The 15,975-nt window shown below is 70.2% G+C and carries 10 protein-coding genes and 1 pseudogene; 4 read left to right on the forward strand and 7 right to left on the reverse strand.

Annotated features, from left to right (window positions below; translation table 11 throughout):
* From D3105_RS24160 to D3105_RS24185, 6 genes are all read right to left on the reverse strand, one after another.
* Window positions 1-660 (reverse strand): aldose epimerase family protein (locus tag D3105_RS24160; RefSeq protein ID WP_133305704.1); only part of this gene is annotated, 660 nt, incomplete at its 3' end.
* Window positions 661-713: 53 nt separating this feature from the next.
* On the reverse strand, window positions 714-1,745 hold the full coding sequence (locus D3105_RS24165; RefSeq protein ID WP_118905153.1) for a LacI family DNA-binding transcriptional regulator: 1,032 nt from the start codon (window positions 1,743-1,745) through the stop codon (window positions 714-716).
* Window positions 1,746-1,788: 43 nt separating this feature from the next.
* Window positions 1,789-2,838, reverse strand: a complete 1,050-nt coding sequence (locus tag D3105_RS24170; protein ID WP_118905154.1) for an ABC transporter permease — start codon at window positions 2,836-2,838, stop codon at window positions 1,789-1,791.
* Window positions 2,835-3,809, reverse strand: coding sequence for an ABC transporter permease (locus tag D3105_RS24175; protein ID WP_118905155.1), 975 nt, complete (start codon window positions 3,807-3,809; stop codon window positions 2,835-2,837). The genes D3105_RS24170 and D3105_RS24175 overlap by 4 nt, the downstream gene beginning before the upstream one ends.
* Complete coding sequence (locus D3105_RS24180) at window positions 3,806-5,446, reverse strand: sugar ABC transporter ATP-binding protein (protein WP_118905156.1); 1,641 nt, start codon at window positions 5,444-5,446, stop codon at window positions 3,806-3,808. Before D3105_RS24180 ends, D3105_RS24175 begins: the two co-directional genes overlap by 4 nt.
* Before the next feature lie 133 nt (window positions 5,447-5,579).
* On the reverse strand, window positions 5,580-6,662 hold the full coding sequence (locus D3105_RS24185; protein WP_118905157.1) for an ABC transporter substrate-binding protein: 1,083 nt from the start codon (window positions 6,660-6,662) through the stop codon (window positions 5,580-5,582).
* Between the two features lie 505 nt (window positions 6,663-7,167).
* On the opposite strand from D3105_RS24185, the pseudogene D3105_RS24190 reads away from it, so the two are divergent.
* A pseudogene (locus D3105_RS24190) lies at window positions 7,168-8,325 on the forward strand (sugar-binding domain-containing protein); the annotation flags it as partial.
* 301 nt (window positions 8,326-8,626) lie between these two features.
* Here the strand turns inward: D3105_RS24190 and D3105_RS24200 are convergent.
* The gene (locus D3105_RS24200; RefSeq protein ID WP_165891069.1) at window positions 8,627-11,989 is read right to left on the reverse strand and encodes a LamG-like jellyroll fold domain-containing protein; all 3,363 of its coding nucleotides are present in this window, start codon (window positions 11,987-11,989) and stop codon (window positions 8,627-8,629) included.
* A gap of 227 nt (window positions 11,990-12,216) precedes the next feature.
* On the opposite strand from D3105_RS24200, the gene D3105_RS24205 reads away from it, so the two are divergent.
* From D3105_RS24205 to D3105_RS35470, 3 genes are all read left to right on the forward strand, one after another.
* Window positions 12,217-12,633 carry an ATP-binding protein gene (locus D3105_RS24205; protein ID WP_118905159.1) on the forward strand — a complete coding sequence of 139 codons (417 nt, stop codon included), beginning with the start codon at window positions 12,217-12,219 and terminating at the stop codon, window positions 12,631-12,633.
* A gap of 95 nt (window positions 12,634-12,728) precedes the next feature.
* Entirely contained in the window at window positions 12,729-15,098 is a 2,370-nt protein-coding gene (locus D3105_RS24210) for an FHA domain-containing protein (protein ID WP_118905160.1), read from the forward strand.
* Window positions 15,099-15,107: 9 nt separating this feature from the next.
* Window positions 15,108-15,975 (forward strand): hypothetical protein (locus D3105_RS35470; protein ID WP_240647002.1); only part of this gene is annotated, 868 nt, incomplete at its 3' end.

Raw genomic sequence — 15,975 nt, forward strand, 5'->3', positions numbered from 1 at the left:
GGCCACGGGGGCGGGCGGGCCTTCGGGGATGGAGCCGGCGTCGACGGGGAGGTAGGCGTCGGCGTCGACCTCAAGGGTGTGGCCGAGGATGTCGTCGTCGCCGAGGTTGAGGTAGGAGTGGTTGGTGAGGTTGACGATGGTGGGTCGGTCGGTGGCGGCCGTGTAGTCGACGGCGAGGGTGCCGGCGGTGTCCAGGCTGTAGGTGGCGGTGACGTCGAGCGCGCCGGGGAAGCCCATGTCGCCGTCGGGGCTGTGCAGGGTGAGCCGGAGGACGGCGGCGTTGTCGGTGCGGTGCCCGGTGGCCTGCCAGATCCGGGTGTGGAAGCCGTCGGGGCCGCCGTGCAGGGCGTGGCCGCGGTCGTTGGCGGGGATGTGGTGCGTGGTGCCGTCGAGGGTGAAGCGGCCGTGGGCGATGCGGTTGGCGTACCGGCCGATGATCGCCCCGAAGTAGGGGTTCTTGTCGGTGTAGTCGTCGAGCGCGGGCAGCGAGCGGACGACCGGGCCGGGTTCGCCCGCGGTGTCCGGCATGGTGAGGCTGTGCAGGACACCGCCGTAGGTGAGGATCTCGGCCCGGACGCCGGTGCCGGAGTCGAGGGTCCAGAGGTCGGTCTCGCTCTGCCCGTGGGCGCGGCCGAACGGTTTGCGGTGCACGGTGGGCATGAGGAGTTCCTTGGGGGTGCGGAAGGGCCCCGCGACGACAGGCCCTCGGGGCTCTAGCGGGCCGGTCCGGAGGCCTCGCGGGGCATGGTGGATTCCCGGACGACGAGGCGGTAGCCGGGGCGGGGCCGCCGGGGTTCGGCGACCGGGGTGCCGGCGAGGCGTTCGACGAGGCTGTCGACGGCGAGCCGGGCGATGGCCGCCTTGTCCGGGGCGATGGTGGTGAGGGTGGTGGCCCCGTACCGGCTCTCCTCGATGTCGTCGAAGCCGACTACGGCGATGTCGTCCGGGATGCTGAAGCCGCGTTCGGTGATGGTGCGCATGGCCCCGATCGCGATCAGGTCGTTGTAAGCGAACACCGCGTCGGGCCGCTCGCCCCGGTCGAGGAGGGAGGCCATCGCGGCGGCCCCGTCCTCGCGGCCGTAGCCGTCGGTGACGACGACCAGGGACTCGTCGGGGGCGACGCCGGAGGCGGCCAGCTCCTCGCGCCAGCCGCGCAGCCGGAGATGGGCGGGCTGGCGCTCCTGCCCGGTGCGGGAGCCGAGGAAGGCGATACGCCGGTGGCCCAGCGCGATGAGGTGGGCGACGGCCTCGCGGGCGGCGGCCACGTTGTCGATGGCGATGTGGTCGTACGGGGCCTCGTACTCGCGTTCCCCGAGCAGCACCAGCGGCGCGGTCTCGGTGCGGGCCATCAGGTCCTCGGTCTCCAGGTGGATGGGGCTGAGGATGAGCCCGTCGATGACGTGGGAGCGGAATCCCTGGCAGACCAGCAGCTCCTTCTCGCGCTGGCCCGCCGTGTGGTCGACCAGGACGGTGTAGTCGTGCCGGGCCGCCGCGTCGACGACCTCGCCGGCCAGCTCCGCGAAGTACGGGTTGCCGAACTCGGGGACGGCCAGCGCGATGATGCCGGTGCGGCCCTTGCGCAGATGGCGGGCGGTGAGGTTCGGCCGGTAGCCGAGCTCGTCGATCGCCTGCTGCACCTTGGCCCGCATCTTCGGGGTGACGTGCTGGTAGTTGTTGACCACGTTCGACACGGTCTTGATGGACACGCCCGCCCGTTGAGCTACGTCCTTGAGGCTGACGCCCACGGCACTCCTTGTACTTGGTTCGACTCGGCACGATCCGTACGGCTCAGGTGGTTCTCCGGCTGCGTGCGAGGTAGCGCTGCGCCACCACGACAACGATAAGGAAGCCGCCGCTGACCACCGACTGGTACGAGGAGTTGAGCGAGCCGATCTGGTTGATCAGGTTCTGGATCACGGCGAGCAGCAGGACGCCCCAGAGGGTGCCGCTGATCGAGCCCGCACCGCCGATGAGAAGCGTGCCGCCGATGACGACGGCGGAGATCGCGTCCAGCTCCATGCCGACCCCGACGATGGTGACACCGGAGGAGAGCCGGGCGGCGTTGAGCGCTCCGGCGAGTCCGGCGAGCAGCCCGCTGAGGGCGTAGACGAGGATCTTCGTCCGGGCGACGGGCAGCCCCATCAGGGTGGCCGCGTCACTGCTGCCGCCGACCGCGAACAGCGTCTGGCCGAAGGAGGTCCGCTGGAGGAGGAGGCCGCCCGCCCCGAAGAGGGCCAGCGCGATGAGGATCGGGTAGCCGAAGCCCCAGACGCTGCCCTGGCCCAGCTCGGCGAAGGCGGAGTCCTTGGGCACCAGATAGGTGGTGGCCCCCTCGTCGGTGAAGGCGAGCAGCATGCCGCGCGCCGCGAGGAGACTGGCGAGCGTGACGATGAAGGGGGCCATGTTGGCGCGGGCGATGAGCAGCCCGTTGACCAGGCCGATCGCGCCGCAGACCACCAGGGGCACGAGCAGGGCGGCGAGGAAGCCCCATTGCGATGCCCAGGCGGCGAGGACGCCACCGAGGGCGAAGACGGAGCCGACGGAGAGGTCGATGCCGCCGGTGATGATGACGAGGGTCATGCCGAGCGCGACGATCGCCAGGAACGAGGCCTGGACGGTGACGCCCCGGGCGTTGTCGAGGCTGGCGAACGTCGGGTAGACGAACGAGGCGATGAGGATCACGGTCAGGAGGACCGCGAGGACGCCCTGGCGCTGGACGAGTTCCCCGATCCGGGAGCCGGTGGAGCGCTCGGGGCGGGGTTCGCGGCGCGAGGAGGCGCTTTTGAGGGGCGCCGGGGCCTCGGCCGGGGGCACGGTGGCCGGTGTGGTCTTGTTCATCGGGACCTACGCTCCCGGGCGACGTAGACGGCGGCGATGATGATGGCCGCCTGGGCGATCTGTGCGGTGGAGTCGGGCAGGTCGTGCTTGACGAGGGTGGCGCGCAGCAGTTGCATCAGCAGGGCTCCGGCGACGGTCCCGAGCACGCGGATGGAGCCGCCGTTCAGCGGGGTGCCTCCGACGACGACCGCCGTGATGGCGGACAGCTCCATGAGCGTGCCGAGGGATGACGGGTCGCTGGCGGTGAGCCGTGCGGTGGCGAGGATGCCGGCGAGGGCGGCCATCACCCCGCAGAGGATGTAGACGCCGATCAGGACGCGCTTGACGGGCAGTCCGGACAGGGCGGAGGCCGAGCGGTTGCCGCCGATGGCGACGATCTGCCGGCCGAAGGTGGTGCGCTGCACCAGGAACCCGACGGCGAGCGCGAGGACGCCCGCGATGAGGACGACCGTCGGGATACCGAGGAAGGAGCCGGTGCCGAGCGCGAGGACGTCCGGGTTGACGATCTGCTTGAGTTGGCCGTCCGCCATGACGAGGGCGAGCCCCCGGCCGCCGACGAACAGGGCGAGCGTGGCGACGATGGGTTGCAGCCCGACGAGGGAGACGAGCGTCCCGTTGATCGCGCCGACCACCGCCCCGGCGAGCAGGGCGATCAGGAGCGCGGGGACCAGCCCGTAACCGAGGTAGAGCGGCAGCAGGGCGGCGGCGAGCGCCATGGTGGAGCCGACGGAGAGGTCGATGCCCTCGGTGCCGATGACCAGGGCCATGCCGAGCGCGACGATCACGATGGGCGCGACCTGGACGAGCTGGGTGCGCAGGTTGTCGGCCGTCATGAAGTGTTCGGTGAACAGGGCGTTGAACAGCAGGACGACGGCGACGGCCGCGTACACCCCGTACTCCTGGTACCAGGCGGGGTCGCGGAGCCGGGCCAGCCGCTTCGCGGGGCGTGGCAGGGTGGCCTGGGTGGTCATCGGGGGTCCTCCTGGCCGGCCGGGACCTTCCCGCCGGTGTCGGGCGTACGGTCGGCGGGCACGGCGCCGGGCGTGTGGTCGGCGAGCACTTCGAGGAGGCGGCTCTCGTCCACCTCGTCGCCGGCGAGTTCACCGGCGACCGCGCCGCCGCGCAGGACGACGATCCGGTCGGCGCCCTCGATCAGCTCCTCGATGTCGGAGGAGATCAGCAGCACGGCGAGCCCTTCGCGGGCGAGTTCGTCGATGAGGGACTGCACCTCGGCCTTGGCGCCGACGTCGATGCCCCGGGTGGGTTCGTCGAGCAGCAGCACCTTGGGCTCCAGGCAGAGCCAACGGGCGAGCAGCACCTTCTGCTGGTTGCCGCCGGAGAGTTCGCCGACCTTCTGCTCGGAGCTGGACGCCTTGATCCGCAGTCGCTTCATGAAGATGTCGACGATGCGGTCCTGCTTGGCGCGGGAGACGATCCCGGCCTTGGAGAGCCGGGGCATGGCGGCGAGCACGATGTTCTCGCGGACGGAGAGTCCGGGGACGATGCCCTCGGCCTTGCGGTCCTCGGGGAGCATGCTGATGCCCGCGCGAATCGCGGCGGCCGGGGTGGGGCGGCCGATGCGCTTGCCGTCGACGGTGATCTCCCCGCCGTCCAGGGGCAGCGCGCCGGTCAGCGCCTTCGCGGTCTCGCTGCGCCCGGAGCCCAGCAGACCGCCGAGTCCCAGCACCTCACCCGCGTACAACTCGACTGCTATGTCGCGTAGTTGGTGACGCCGGTCGAGGCCGGTCGCAGTGAGGACGGGAGTGCGGGCGGCGTCGTGGCCCTCGGCGGCGAAGCCGGTGAGGCCGTCGCGGCGGACCTCGGCCATGTCGCGGCCGAGCATCATCGACACCAGCTGCATGCGCTCCAGCGGGGCGAGTTCGCCGGTGTGGATGTGGCGACCGTCGCGCAGCACGGTGACCCGGTCGCAGATGCGGTACAGCTCGTCCATGCGGTGGCTGACGTAGAGGACGGCGATGCCCTGGCCGCGCAGGTTCTCGATGACCCGGAACAGGGTCTCGACCTCGCGGGGCTCCAGCGAGGAGGTCGGCTCGTCCATGATGACGACCTGCGCCTGGACGGAGACGGCCCGGGCGAGGGCGACCATCTGCTGGGTGCCGATGCCGAGGGTGTGCAGGGGCCGCTTGGGGTCGACGCGGACGCCGAAGCCGTCGAGGAGTTCGGTGGTCTCGCGGTTCATCCGGGGGAAGTCGATGAGCCCGAAACGGTTCTTCGGTTCCCGGCCCAGGAAGATGTTGCGCGCCACACTCATCAGCGGGACGAGGTTCACCTCCTGGTAGATGGTGGAGATCCCGGCCTGCTGCGCTTCGAAGGGGCGGGCGAAGCGGACGGGTTCGCCGCTGACACGCACCTCGCCCTCGTCGCTCCGGTAGACGCCGGTGAGCACCTTGATGAGGGTGGACTTGCCGGCCCCGTTCTCGCCGACGAGCGCGTGGACCTCGCCCGCGCGCAGGGCGAAGGAGACGTCGTCCAGGGCGACGACGCCCGGGAACCGCTTGCTCACGGAGCGGGCTTCGAGTACGGGGTCGGCGACAGCGGCGGCCCCGGCGGTCTCCGGGTGCTGGGGTGTCGCGTGGGTGGGTGCCATGAATCCTGGCCTTCCGGTGGTACGGGAACGGTCCCGGGCCGCCGCGTCGCCCCGGGAGATGCCCGGGGTCGAGGCGGCGGCCGGAGTGCCGGTCGGAGTGCCGGTGCGGGCTCCGGTGGGAGCGCCGGCCGGGTCAGTACGCCCCGCCGAGCGATTCCTTCGCGTTGGCCTCGTCGTACTCGCGGTCGGTGATGATGACGTTCTCGGCGATCTCCTCACCGGCGTAGAACTTCTGCGCGGTGGCGAAGGCGAGCGGGCCGAAACGCGGGTTGGACTCGATGACGGCGTTGTACTCGCCGTTGACCAGGGCCTGGACGGCGTTGCGGGTGCCGTCGACCGAGACGATCTTGACGTCCTTGCCGGGCTTCTTGCCGGCCGCCTTCAGCGCGGTGACCGCGCCGAGGCCCATCTCGTCGTTCTCGGCGTAGACGGCGGTGATGTCGGGCTTGGACTGGATGAGCTGCTCCATGACCTGCTGGCCCTTGTCGCGGGCGAACTCGCCGGTCTGCTGGGCGACGATCTCCAGCCCGGGGGCCTCGGCCTTGACCTGGTCGACGAAGCCCTTGGTGCGGTCGGTGGTGACGTTGTTGCCGGAGGCGCCGAGCAGGATCGCGACCTTGCCCTTGCCGCCGGTGACCTTGATCATCGCGTCGGCGGCGCGCTTGCCCTGCTCGACGAAGTCGGAGCCGAGGAAGGCCACGTAGTCCTTGCAGGCGGTGGAGTTGACCTTGCGGTCGATGGTGAGGACGGGGACCTTCTTGGCGGCCGCCGCCTTCAACGCGGGCTCCAGACCGTCCGAGTTGAGCGGGGCGACGATGAGGAACTGCGCGCCCTGGGACAGCATGTCCTGGATGTCGCTGATCTGCTTGGACAGCTGGGACTGGGCGTTGGTGGTGAGGAGCTTCTTGACGCCGATCTTCTTCGCCTCGTCCTTGATGGACTGGGTCTCGGCGATCCGGAACGGGTTGGCCTCCTTCTCCGACTGGGAGAAGCCGACCACGGCGTTCTTGAGGTCCAGCTCGGGCGCGCCGTAGGTCTCCAGCGTGCAGCCCGAACCGGACGAGGTTTCGGGGGTCTTGGCCTCCTGCGCCGCCTGACTGCTGTCGCCGCCCGCGTTGTTGGAGGTCTCCGACTTGGCGCAGCCGGCGGCGGCCAGCGTGGTGGCGGCGAGGACGCAGGCCACGGCGAGGGTACGGGATCGACGCTGGATCATCATGCGCGGAACGCTCCTTGGCGGGTTGACGGCACGCTGAACGACGTGCGGTCGGGCATCCGGGACGAGGCATCGGCCACGGGGCAGCTGATGCCACTGCATTCCTCACACCCCTGCTCCGGACTGCGGGAACAGCGGTCGTGAGAGCCTGCGCAGCCTGTCGGCGGCTCGGTTTACAACGTTATATAGGCGGCGCGGCACGGGCGGCAAGAGCGTTGTCGATGCGTTTCCAAAAAGTGTCGGCCGGCCGCCCGGGCCGCCTCCCGACCGACGACTCACCGCGCGCCACCGGCTCCGCGCGGGGTCTGGACACCCGCCCGACACCGTGCTGCCATACCGCCGGGCGGCTGATTTCTAACGTTGCAAGAGCGGCTCTCGTCCGACGGCCCCGCCGCGCGACGGCGGTCCTCGCCATGCGCCCGGCTGATCGGCCCGCCGCTCCGCCCCGCACCTCAGGTCACGTGCGTACCACCGGCAGCCCAGCGACCGTAGAAAGGGATGTCCGACCATGCGACCAGCACCCGCACCCCGCCCCCGCACCTGGTGGCGGAGATCAACGGCCACCACCGGCCTGCTCGCCCTGGTGGCCACCGCCCTCGTGGGGACCGGCACCGCCCCGGCCGCCGCCGCGCCCGCCGCCTGGGAGCCGAAGCCCGCGCCCATGACGACGCCGTGGACGAACCAGGGTCCCTGTCGACAAGCCGCTGCCGGATTATCCGCGCCCCCAGATGACCCGCCCCGACTGGACGAACCTCAACGGCATCTGGGACTTCGCTGTCACCGGCCGTGACGCCGGGCAGCCGGGCACGTTCCCGGAGCAGATCCGGGTCCCGTTCGTCGCCGAGTCGGCGCTCTCCGGCATCCAGCGCCGCGTCACCGAGAACGACAAGCTCTGGTACAAGCGGACCTTCACCGTCCCCGCGAACTGGAACAACCGCCGGGTGAAACTGCACTTCGGGGCCTCCGACCTGCAGACCACGGTCTGCGTCAACGGCACCCAGGTCGGCGCGCACAAGGGCGGGTTCGACTCGTTCGCGTACGACATCACCCCGCAGCTCAACGGCGGTACGAACACGGTCGTGGTCTCCGTCCACGACCCGAGCCAGACCGGCGGCCAGGCGGTCGGCAAGCAGCGCATCAACGATGTGAAGCCGCATCCGGGCGGCGGGATCCTCTACACCGCGGCCTCCGGGATCTGGCAGACGGTCCGGCTGGAGCCGGTGGCCTCCGCGCACATCACCCGCCTCGACATGACGCCGAACCTGGGGAACGACACCCTGCGGGTGAAGGTCCAGACAGCGGGCGCGGCGGGCCGGAGCGCCCGGATCACGGTCTCCTCCGGCGGTACGGCCGTGGGCACGGCGATGGCGCGGTGAGCGGCGAGATCTCCGTACCCGTACCGAACCCGCGGCTGTGGACGCCCGAGGATCCGTTCCTGTACGACGTGAAGGCGGATCTCCTGGACGGTTCGGCCGTCACCGACACCGTGGGCAGCTACACGGGCATGCCGTCGATGGACACCGGCAAGGTGCCGGACGGGCCGGCCCGCACCCAGTGGGAGGCGGAGTACCGCAATATCATCGACCAGCACCGCAGTTCGCCCTCGGTGGTCATGTGGGTCAACCAGAACGAGGGCTGGGGGCAGTACGACCAGGCGAGGATCGCCAAGCGGCGAACGCCGGGGCCAGCGTCGCCAGGGCGCTCACGGCCACCAGGGGCGCGAGACGTCGTCTGCGCACGATATCGATCCTTCCGGTCGCATGTTCGGACAGGAGGATCTTGTCGGACCTGTGTACGTCTGCGTATCCCTCCCGGGGCCTCACCTCCTCTACGTCTCGGGAACGACGGCAACAGGCGTGAATGGTCCGCGGGTTGGAGAACCGCTCACGCCACGGCGGGGTCCGCTTCCCTCCCAGCGCGCCCGGGGATTCCGGATGCGCCGGGAAGGGACCCTCCGTCCTTGCGGGTTACGGCTTCTGACGGCCGTGCAGCGCGGACACGTCCTCGGCGGTCAGGGCCTTGTCGTAGACCTCGACCTGATCGACGGAGCCGTTCCAGAAGTCGACCTTGGCGCCGTCGTACTGGGCCCGGCCGACGGAGAGCGGGCCGGTGCTCACATCGGCGGGCCCGGCCTCGGTGGTGGCGGCGGGCTTCCCGTCGACGTACAGCGTAATCTCGTCACCCTTGCGAACCCCGACCAGGTGGTACCACTTCCCGGTCTCCGGGGTGATCTCCAGGCGGGCACGCTTGCCGCCCGGGGTGGAGAAGGCGAACGCCCCCTGGCCGTACTGGAGGTAGAAGGGGTTCTCGGTGCGCCGGCCGTCCTGGCTGACGACGGTGGCGTAGTTGCCGGGTACGGTGTCGAGCGAGGCCCACGCGGAGACCGTGTAGTCCTTGGTGGTGTCCACGACCGGGCCGGCGCTCCGCGCGTAACTCCCCTCGCCGTCGAACTTCAGCGCCGAGCCCGTGACGCCCGGGGCCCAGGACGACCCGCCCTCCAGGGTGAGATGGGCCTTGTTGGGGCCGCTGTCGCGGGCGGTCGTGCCCTTGTTCTCGTCGAGCGACCAGGAGCCGCCGCCCTTCAGCTCGTCGCGCTCACCGGCGTTGGCCCCGGCCGCGATGACCTGGCGGTTGATCTCCCGGACCTTCTTCGGGTCGACCTTGATCTCTCGCCGGTCGTACGTCCAGAGCCCGTTGAGCTCGTTCTCCAGGTCGCTGACCTGTGTGTAGACGGAGCCGGACAGTTCGGCGCCGGCCGCCGCGAGGTAGTACGTACGGGTGTTGTCGACGTACTTCGCGGTGAGGGCGGCCTTGTCCGCCACGCCTGAGTAGATGTTGGCCGGGGCGCCGGGCCACATGTGACCGGGGGTCCGGAGCGTGAAGCCGCCGTGCTCCCCGTCCATCGCGGCGCGCCGCTCGTCCGGGAAGGCCGGGTCGTTGTTCACGTAGTCGTGGTGGTCGATGATCTCGCCCTTGCCGGAATCGCCTTTGGAGGCACAGCAGTTGACGCCGCTGTGCGCGTTGACCACGCGGGACGGGTCCAGCGCCTTGACGTCCTCGGCGATCTTGCCGGTCTCCGCGCGGTCCCACTCGCCCCAGCCCTCGTTGAAGACGATCCAGCCGCTGATCGAGGGGTAGTTGTGGAACTGCTTCATCAACTCCTCTCCCTGCGTGAGGAAGGCGTTCTTGCCGGCGTCGCTTTCGATGTCGGCGTTGACGAAGTCCTGCCACACGAGCAGTCCGAGCCGGTCGGCGTGGTAGTACCAGCGCGGCGACTCGACCTTGATGTGCTTGCGTACGGCGTTGAAGCCGAGGTCCTTCTGGGCCTTGAGGTCGAAGGTGAGGGCCGCGTCGCTGGGCTGGGTGTACAGCCCGTCGGGCCAGAAGCCCTGGTCGAGCATGGCGAGGGAGAAGAACGGCTTCCCGTTGAGCACGAGCTTCTGGTAGCCGCCCACCTTGTCGACCTTCAACTGCCGCATGCCGAAGTAGCTTTCGACGCTGTCCTTGGAACGGCCGTCGGCGAGGGAGACGTCGAGGTCGTACAGGTAGGGGTCGTCCGGCGACCAGAGGTGCTGGTTCTTGAGCTGGAGGCTGAGCTTGCGGTTGGCGGGGCCGCTGACCGTGCCGACGACCTTGCCCTTCCGGTCGCGGGCGACAGCGGTGATCCGGGCGTCGGCGGACGCCTTCGCGGAGTTGACGGTGACCGCGAGCCGGCCGGTGTCGATGTCCGGGGTGGTGGTCAGGGAGTCGATGGCGGCGGGGGCGACCGGCTCCATCCACACGGTCTGCCAGATGCCGGAGGTCGGGGTGTAGACGATGCCGCCGGGGTTGGTGGACTGCTTGCCCTTGGGCTGGTTCGGGCCGGTCGTGTCGGTGACCGCGACGACGATCTCCTGGGGGCCGCTGCCCATAAGCGCGTCGGTGATGTCGGCGGTGAACCCGGTGTAGCCGCCGGTGTGTTCGGCGACCTTGGTGCCGTTGACCCAGACGGTGGACTGATAGTCGACGGCGTCGAAGTTGAGCTTCAGCCGCTTGTCCTTACCGAACGCGCCCTTGCCCCCCTTGCCGATCGACCAGTTCTTCGGCACGGTGACGAGCTTGCGGTAGAACATGTGGTCCTCGTCGCGCTCCAGGCCGGAGAGCTGGGACTCGACCGGAAACGGCACGATGATCTTCTCGTCGAGCTTCTTGCCGAAGACCGGCTGCTCGCCCTCGGTGGCCCCGGCGAACTCCCAGGGGCCGTTGAGGTTCTTCCACTGGTCGCGGACCTGTTGCGGCCGGGGGTACTCGGGCAGCGGGTGGTTCTTGTCCAGCTCGTCGCCCCAGGGGGTGGTGAGGCGGTGCGTGGAAAGGTTCCTCGCGGTCCGGCCGATCTCCGGCACGGTCTCCGACCCGGACTTCAGACCGCCCTTTCCGTCGTAGGCGACCTTGACGCGCTGGTCCTTCTGAATGGGCGCGGCGAGGTCGACGATCAGCGCGTTCGGGTTGTCCGAGGCCGGGTTCACCGACTTCACCGGCATCGGGGAGGTGTCGACCTCGATCTCGAGGTGCTCCTTCACCTTCCGCCAGTCCGCGACCCGGTCCCTGAAGGTGGCCTGGAGGCGCTTGCCGTTCTGCGCGACGCTCAGGGCGACCGGGTAGACCTCGAAGTCGGCGGGCGGGGTGAACGCGGACTCGGGGACGATCTGCTTCTTCAGGCCGTCGGCCTCCCAGCGCAGGAACATGTTGGCGCCGCCGGTGTCCTGGAACATCTCCAGCTTGAAGTCGTACTTCTCGCCCGTCTTCAGGGCGATCGGCTCGCTGCGCTGCTCCTTGTCCCAGTCCGGCTCCCAGTGGTCGATGACAACGTTGCCGTCGAGATGGAGCCGGAACCCGTTGTCGCCGATGGCGGAGAAGATGTACTCGCCGGTCTCGGGGGCCTCGATCCGGCCGGTCCATCGGGCCGTCGTGTGCTCGGTCTTCCCGGTCGCCGACTCGAACGTACCCGTGAGTCCGGGGAAGTCGATGTCCGGGTCGAGGGTGGTGGCGCCGAGCTCCGCGAAGTCTCGGGCGCCCGGGGCGGACATGCTGAAGTACTCGCCCTTCAGCCCGTGGACATCGGTGACCGGCTCATCGGCCGTGATGGACTTCGCGGTGGCTTCGGCCGGTACGGCGGGTGCGGCGGCGGCCGTAGGGACCAGGGTGGCACCGACCGGTATGAGCAGCGCCGCAGCGCAGGTCAGGGCCCTGAACAGGGCACGGGGGCGCGGGTGTTGTCGTCTCAAGGCGTCGTCCTCGTCGAAGAGCCGGGGGTGCCTCCAACCTGCGAGGCACTGCACATAGTCGAACATTGAGCCACAACACCAAACACTGCACAACGGTCGTGCACACGAAATTTTCAACGATAGAAAGTACGGGCCCCGCACCAGGAACGATGCGGCCGCGGAATCGGCCGAGGGAGGGCGAAGGCCGGGCCGATCGGCGCGCCGAGCGCGCCTTCCGCCGCCGGCCTCCATGAAACGCCGTTTCGCGGGTATCCGAACTCCAGCCAGGAAGCTCACGCGACGGGGTGAACGCTATGAACGACCGCATTCTGATGACGCTTTCACCGGACGGCGAGACCCGTACCGATTTCGTCTGCCGGCCGGAGAAGGCCGCCGATGCACGGGACGCCGTCAGCGCCTTCGTCGCCCGGCTGCATCCCGCACCGAACTCGCACATGGTCCAGAACCTCCTGATCCTCGTGTCGGAACTGGTCACCAATGCCGTCCGGCACGCGGGGGCCGTCACCGCGCTGTGGCTGACCGCGGACCGCAGGGGCGTCCATGTCCGGGTCACCGACCCGAGCCCGGCGCACCCGCAGGACCGGACGCCCGACCTGACCGGCCGGGCCGGTGGATTCGGCTGGCCCATGGTCCAGCGGCTGGCCCAGGAGGTGCGGGTCCGCGAGACGGCGGGCGGCGGGAAGGTCATCCTCGCCACCGTGCCGCGCTGAGAACCGCGCCCGGAAAACCGGAGCGGCTCCCCGGCGGCGGGGGCCCAAAACCTCGACGGCGGGCGCCGATCGGTACATATCGATAGAATTCAGGCATGGGAGAGCGGCCCGCAACGCCGACTGCGCCCGAACTCGTTCTGGAGACCGATCTGGGCTCCACGGTGATGAGTCCGAGCCGGGACTACCATGTCGGGCGCGATCCCGAGAGCGACATCGTCATCGACGACGACCGGGTCTCCTGGCACCACGCGATCCTGCATCCCGAGGACGGCCACTGGACGCTCGAGGACGAGGACAGCACCAACGGCACGTACACCGCCGGCCGGCGCATCCACGCCTCGGACGTCGGCGCGGGCAGCGAGATCCGCTTCGGCAATCCGAGCGATGGACCGCGCGCCGTCCTGCTGGGCCGGGAACCTCCCGCACCCGCCGCCACGCCCTCCGCCGACCGCCCCTCGGCCGTTTCGATGCCCGCGGCGACCGGCACCTTCCGGCAGCCGACGACGGTCCGGCCGCTGCCCGCCAGGACCGTACGGATCGGCCGCGACTCCGGGAATGACCTCGTCATCGACGATCTGGTCGTCTCGCGCCACCACGCCGAACTGCGGGCCCTGGCGGACGGCACGTACGAGATCGTCGACCTCGGCAGCCACAACGGAACCTTCCTCAACGGTCAGCCGGTCGCCCGCGGCGCCGTCGGTCCCGGCGACATCGTCGGTATCGGCCACTCGGCATTCTGCCTGGTCGGCGACTCCCTCCAGGAGTTCGTGGACACCGGTGAGGTGTCGCTGGACGTCCAGGACCTGGAGGTGACGGTCGGCCGCGCCGGCAAGGGCGGCAAGACCCTGCTGGACAAGGTCTCCTTCCCCGTCGGCGAGAAGTGCCTGCTCGGTGTGGTGGGGCCCAGCGGCGCGGGCAAGTCCACGCTGCTCAACGCCCTCACCGGCCAGCGCCCGGCCGACCGGGGCACGGTGCTCTACGACGGCCGTGACCTCTACCGTGACTTCGCCGAGCTGCGCCAGCGCATCGGCCTCGTACCGCAGGACGACATCCTGCACGCGCAGCTGACCGTGCGCAAAGCCCTCGGTTACGCCGCCGAGCTCCGCTTCCCGCAGGACACCGCGAAGGCGGAGCGGCAGGCGCGGGTCACCGAGGTGATCCAGGAACTCGGCCTCGAACAGCGCGCCGACCAGCCGATCCACTCGCTCTCGGGCGGTCAGCGCAAGCGGGTGAGCGTGGCCCTGGAGCTGCTGACGAAGCCTTCCCTGCTCTTCCTGGACGAGCCGACGTCGGGGCTCGACCCCGGTATGGACCGCTCGGTCATGCACATGCTTCGCGGACTGGCCGACGACGGCCGCACCGTCATCGTGGTGACACACAGCGTGCTGAGTCTGGAGGTCTGCGACCGGCTGCTCGTCCTCGCGCCCGGCGGACGCATCGCCTACTACGGCCCGCCCGAGGACGCCCTCGCCTTCTTCGGGTTCGAGGAGTGGCCGGAGGCGTTCGAGGCCTTCGAGAACGACCGCGACCGCGACTGGGCGGCCACCTACGCCGGCTCGCCCTTCCGCCGGCAGTACATCGACAACGCCACGGCCCAGCCGCATCTGCCGCCCGCCGCGCCCGGAGCGACGGTAGCGCCACCGCCCAAGACCCGTAACTGGGGTGCGCAGCTGAACACTCTGGTACGCCGGTACGCCTCCGCGCTGAGCGCGGACCGGACGTTCCTGATCATCATGATCGCGCTGCCCTTCGTCATGGGCGCCATGGCCCGCGCACTGGCGGGCAGCCGGCTCACCCAGGAGACGGCGATGAACGCGCTGCTGATCCTGTGCGTGGGCGGAGTGCTGACCGGAGCGGCCAACGCGGTACGGGAGTTGGTCAAGGAACGGGTGATCTACCAGCGCGAGAGAGCGGTCGGCCTGTCCAGATCCGCGTATCTGATGTCGAAGATCGTGGTGCTCGGAACCATCACCGTCCTCCAGGCCGTGGTGCTGACCCTGGTGGGTCTGGTGGGCGTCGATCTCGGCGCACCGGGCGGCGAAGGGGTGTTCCTGCCGCCACTCGTGGAGATCACGCTGGCCGTGGCCCTGCTGTCCTTCACCGCGATGATGCTCGGTCTGCTGGTCTCCGCGATGGTCCGCAAGGAGGAGGTGACGATGCCGTTGCTCGTCCTCCTCGCGATCGTCCAGGTCGTCTTCTGCGGCGCGCTGCTCAAGCTGCACGGTGTCCCGGGCGTGGAGCAGTTGTCCTGGCTGGTGCCGTCGCGGTGGGCGCTCGGCGCGATGGCCGGGACCATCGATCTGGCACGGATCGTGCCGGGCGAGCTGACCTCCGATCCGCTCTTCGATCACGCGGCGGGGATCTGGCTGCTCAATATGGGCATGATGGTCGTCCTCTCGCTCCTCTTCGGATACGTGGTCGCGAAACTGCTGAGGCGGCACGAGCCCGCGGTCATGCGGAAGTGAGCTGGTTCCATGGCGACCGCGACCCCGGAATTCCGCCCCACGCACGTCGTCCCGCCGGACGGGCTGCCCGCGTGGGAATCCCCCGACGTCGCCCGCCCGACCGATCCGCTGGACGCGCTGCTGCCGGTGGAGCTGCGGGACCGGCGCGGGGACTGGGCGTACGTCGCCTGCTCCAACGGCTGGTCGGCCTGGGTCGACGGCCGCCTCCTCGTCTCCGTACCGCGGACGCCTCCGGCCCCCGGGGCGCCGATGGCACGCACCGCGGACCCGCGACCGCTGCTGGCCAGGGCGGAGGAGTCGCTGAGCCGGTATCGCCGGGCGGCCCAGGACCTGGCCGAGGGCCGCAGCGACGGGGAGGGCTTCCGGCAGCGGACGCGTGGGCTGCGGGTAGGGATGGTGGTGGACGGGGAGTCGGTGTGGCTGTACGACGCCGAGCACGAGCGGTGGGTCTTCTGCGACGGGGCCCGGCTGAGCACGTACGCGGCGGAGGCGGGGCCGGGAGCGTCGGCACCGGTCCCGGCGTCCGGGGAGGCGGAGACGCCGGGGCCTTTTCGGGTAGCGGGGGGTGAGGAACCGGAGGCGACGCGGGTGGTCCCGCCCGACGGGCCCGAACCGACGCGCGTGGTTCCGCCCGACGGGCCCGAGCCCACCCGCGTCGTCACATCGGGCGAGGCCGAATCCGCCCCCGTCTCCCCGCCCGCAGGGCCGGAACCGACGCGCGTGGTGACCCCGGACGAAGGGAACCGCACGCCTGTCACGCCGCCCGACGGCCCCGAGCCGGCCCGTCGCGTCACCGCCGACGGGCCCGAGCCCACCCGCGTCGTACCACCCGAAGGGCCCGAACCTACCCGCGTGGTGACACCCGACGAACCCGAAC

Origin of the sequence: Streptomyces globisporus, from assembly GCF_003501885.1 — a bacterium.
Lineage (GTDB): Bacteria > Actinomycetota > Actinomycetes > Streptomycetales > Streptomycetaceae > Streptomyces > Streptomyces globisporus_D.

What these genes read in the sequence shown, in the direction of transcription:
- D3105_RS24175 (WP_118905155.1), bottom strand. Translation starts at nt 3,809, where the DNA reads ATGACCACCCAGGCCACCCTGCCACGCCCCGCGAAGCGGCTGGCCCGG.
- D3105_RS24185 (WP_118905157.1), bottom strand. Translation starts at nt 6,662, where the DNA reads ATGATGATCCAGCGTCGATCCCGTACCCTCGCCGTGGCCTGCGTCCTC.
- D3105_RS24205 (WP_118905159.1), top strand. Translation starts at nt 12,217, where the DNA reads ATGAACGACCGCATTCTGATGACGCTTTCACCGGACGGCGAGACCCGT.
- D3105_RS24180 (WP_118905156.1), bottom strand. Translation starts at nt 5,446, where the DNA reads ATGGCACCCACCCACGCGACACCCCAGCACCCGGAGACCGCCGGGGCC.
- D3105_RS24170 (WP_118905154.1), bottom strand. Translation starts at nt 2,838, where the DNA reads ATGAACAAGACCACACCGGCCACCGTGCCCCCGGCCGAGGCCCCGGCG.
- D3105_RS24210 (WP_118905160.1), top strand. Translation starts at nt 12,729, where the DNA reads ATGGGAGAGCGGCCCGCAACGCCGACTGCGCCCGAACTCGTTCTGGAG.
- D3105_RS24200 (WP_165891069.1), bottom strand. Translation starts at nt 11,989, where the DNA reads ATGTTCGACTATGTGCAGTGCCTCGCAGGTTGGAGGCACCCCCGGCTC.